The organism is Actinomadura montaniterrae (genome assembly GCF_008923365.1).
Taxonomy (GTDB): domain Bacteria; phylum Actinomycetota; class Actinomycetes; order Streptosporangiales; family Streptosporangiaceae; genus Spirillospora; species Spirillospora montaniterrae.
Genome location: NZ_WBMR01000425.1, coordinates 1 through 2,912 on the forward strand (window position 1 = coordinate 1; position 2,912 = coordinate 2,912).

A 2,912-nucleotide genomic window follows, 5' to 3' on the forward strand; every position below is an offset into this window, starting at 1 on the left:
GCGCCGCCGCGTCCTCGCGCTGTCGGGGGCGCCGGGCCCGTGGCTGCCGCGCGGCTTCGCCGTGGTCGCGCAGCGCGGCGGCGGGCTGGACGAGCGGCTCGCGCACGCCTTCGCCGACGCCTACGACGGCCGCCCGCTCGTCCTGATCGGGATGGACACCCCGCAGGTCACGCCCGCGCTGCTGGCCCGCGCCGGGCGCGCGGTGCGCGGGCACGACGCGGTGTTCGGCGCGGCCCGCGACGGCGGGTTCTGGCTGCTGGGGCTGCGCCGCCCCGACGAGCGGCTGCTGCTCGGCGTCCCGATGTCGCGCCCCGACACCGGAACGCTCCAGCTCGCCCGCCTGCGCGCCGCCGGCCTCACCGTCGCGGCGATGCCGGAGCTGACCGACGTCGACACCCCGCCCGACGCCGAGGCCGTCGCAGCGCAGGCGCCCGGCGGCCGGTTCGCCGCGGCCGTCCGCGCCCTCGGGGCCAGGGTCGCCGAAGGGACCGTCCCGGCATGATCGGCGAACTGTACGAGGAGGCGCTGCGGGGCGCCGCGCCGGTGGAGATCGAGCACGCCGACGGCCGCCGCCGTCCGCTGCCGGTGCAGGACTGGCTGGCGCTGCGCCCCGGCGACGCCGGGCTGCTGGACCGCTGCGCCGGCGCCACCCTGGACGTCGGGTCGGGCCCGGGACGGCTGACGGCGGCGCTGGCCCGCCGCGGCCTGCCGGTGCTCGGCATCGACGTGGCGCCGCGCGCGGTCGCGCTGACGATCGCGGCGGGCGCCCCGGCCCTGTGCCGCGACGTGTTCGGGCGGGTGCCGGGCACCGGGCGGTGGCGGACGGTGCTGCTGGCCGACGGCAACATCGGCATCGGCGGCGACCCCGCCGTGCTGCTGCGCCGCGTCCTGGCGCTGCTGGGGCCGGGCGGCCGGGCGCTGGTGGAGGTGGACCCGCCGGGCGCCGGGTCGCGGACCGAGCCGCTGCGGCTGCGGTCGGGCCGCGCGGTCGGCGAATGGTTCCCCTGGGCGCACGTGTCCGCCGACGGCGCCGGCGCGCTGGCCGCCGCGTGCGCGGCCGAGGTCACCGAACGGTGGGAGGAGGCCGGCCGATGGTTCGTCGCCCTGCGCTCCTGACCAGGCCGCTCCGCGGGAGGCTGCCGGAGCCGCCGGCGGCGCTGACGACGCTGCCGGAGCGCTTCACCAGCCGCCTGCACGACGAGCGCGTCGCCGCGTGGCTCGGCATCGCGCTCGGCGCCTGCTTCCTCGTCGCGTTCTGCACCGGGCTGGTCAGCCACCTGATGCAGAACCCGCCGAACTGGATGACGTGGCCGTCGCGCCCGGTGAACCTGTACCGGGTCACCCAGGGGCTGCACGTCATGACCGGCCTGGCGGCGGTGCCGCTGCTGCTGGCCAAGCTGTGGACGGTCTACCCGCGGCTGCTGCAGTGGCCGCCCGCCCGCTCGGCCGGGCACGCGGTCGAGCGGCTGCTGGTGTTCGTGCTCGTCGGCGGGTCGCTGTTCCAGCTGGTCACCGGCGTGATGAACATCGACTACTGGTACGCGTTCCGGTTCTTCTTCACCACCGCGCACTACTGGACCGCCTACATCATCATCGGCGCGCTGCTGATCCACGTCGCCAACGAGTGGGCCAAGACGCGCCGCACCGTGATGACGCGGCCGGCCGACGGGCTGCGCCGCCGCACGTTCCTGCTGACGGTGTTCGGCGCGAGCGGCGTCGTCGTCGCGACCACCGTGGGGGAGACGGTGTCGCCGCTGGCGCGGCTGGCGGTGCTCGCGCCGCGCCGTCCCGGGATCGGGCCGCAGGGCCTGCCGGTCAACAAGTCCGCCGCCGGGTCGGGCGTCACCGCGCTCGCCCGCGACCCGGGCTGGCGGCTCACCGTCACCGGACGCGTCCGGCGCGAGCTGACCCTGTCGCTGGCGCAGCTGCAGGCGATGCCGATGCGGACGGCGCGGCTGCCGATCGCGTGCGTGGAGGGCTGGAGCGCCGAGGCGACCTGGCAGGGCGTGCGGCTGCGGGACGTGCTGCGCATGGCGGGCGTCGACGACGACGCCGACGTCCGCGTCGAGTCGCTGGAGCGCTACGGCCTCTACCGCACCTCGGAGGTCCGGCCGCCGCACTGGCACGACCCCCTCACGCTGCTGGCGCTGCGGGTGAACGGCGAGCCGCTCGACCTCGACCACGGGTACCCGTGCCGGCTCATCGCGCCGAACCGCCCCGGCGTCATGCAGACCAAGTGGGTCGAGCGGCTGGTGGTCCGGTGAACGCGCGCACGCTCACGCACGCGGCGGCGTACGCGGGGGGCCTGGCGCTGATCGGCTACGGGCTGAGCGGGATCGTCGCGGACGTCCCCGTCGGGCGCTGGGCGGCGTGGTTCGCGGGCGCCGCGGTCCTGCACGACGGGGTGCTGGTCCCGGCGGTGCTGGTCGCGGGCGCGGTGACGGGCTGGATCCCGGTCGCCTACCGGCGGGTGCTGCGCGGCGCGCTGCTCGTCGCGGCGTGCGTGACGGCGGTCGCGATCCCGCTCGTGCTGGGCTACGGGCGCCGCCCGGACGTCCCGTCGCAGCTGCCGCTGCCCTACGGCCGCAACCTCGCGATCGTCGTCGGCGTGATCGGCGCGGTGGCGGTCGCGGTGCTGGCGGCGCAGATGATCACCCGGCGCCGCCGCCGGGACGCCGCGGGCGGCGGCGCGCACCGCGCCGTCCCGCCGCCGAAGAGGGAGCGGGGCAAATGACCGCCACCGACACCCGGGCCCCGAACGCGACGGCCCCGGGCGCCGGGCGAGGGAACCGGCCGGGATGGATCGCCGTGGCGGTGTGGGCGGCGGGCATCGCGGCGGTGTTCACGGTCGGTTGGCACCTGCGGCGCGCCGGGCTCGCCACCGAGGACGCGCTGCCGCCGCTGCACGCGCG

At 77.7% G+C, this 2,912-nt stretch carries 5 protein-coding genes; all 5 read left to right on the forward strand.

Features of this window, described 5'->3' with window-relative positions:
- A partial coding sequence (locus F9B16_RS49870; RefSeq protein ID WP_151547263.1) for a TIGR04282 family arsenosugar biosynthesis glycosyltransferase occupies positions 1-502 on the forward strand: 502 nt, incomplete at its 5' end.
- The gene (locus F9B16_RS49875; protein WP_151547264.1) at positions 499-1,116 is read left to right on the forward strand and encodes a class I SAM-dependent methyltransferase; all 618 of its coding nucleotides are present in this window, start codon (positions 499-501) and stop codon (positions 1,114-1,116) included. The genes F9B16_RS49870 and F9B16_RS49875, both read left to right, overlap by 4 nt.
- Positions 1,092-2,264 (forward strand): molybdopterin-dependent oxidoreductase, encoded by a 1,173-nt coding sequence (locus F9B16_RS49880; RefSeq protein WP_151547265.1) that lies wholly within the window; start codon positions 1,092-1,094, stop codon positions 2,262-2,264. The genes F9B16_RS49875 and F9B16_RS49880 overlap by 25 nt, the downstream gene beginning before the upstream one ends.
- Positions 2,261-2,734 carry a hypothetical protein gene (locus tag F9B16_RS49885; protein WP_151547266.1) on the forward strand — a complete coding sequence of 158 codons (474 nt, stop codon included), beginning with the start codon at positions 2,261-2,263 and terminating at the stop codon, positions 2,732-2,734. Before F9B16_RS49880 ends, F9B16_RS49885 begins: the two co-directional genes overlap by 4 nt.
- The coding region (locus F9B16_RS49890) for a hypothetical protein (RefSeq protein WP_225992678.1) at positions 2,731-2,912 on the forward strand (182 nt) is incomplete at its 3' end. The genes F9B16_RS49885 and F9B16_RS49890, both read left to right, overlap by 4 nt.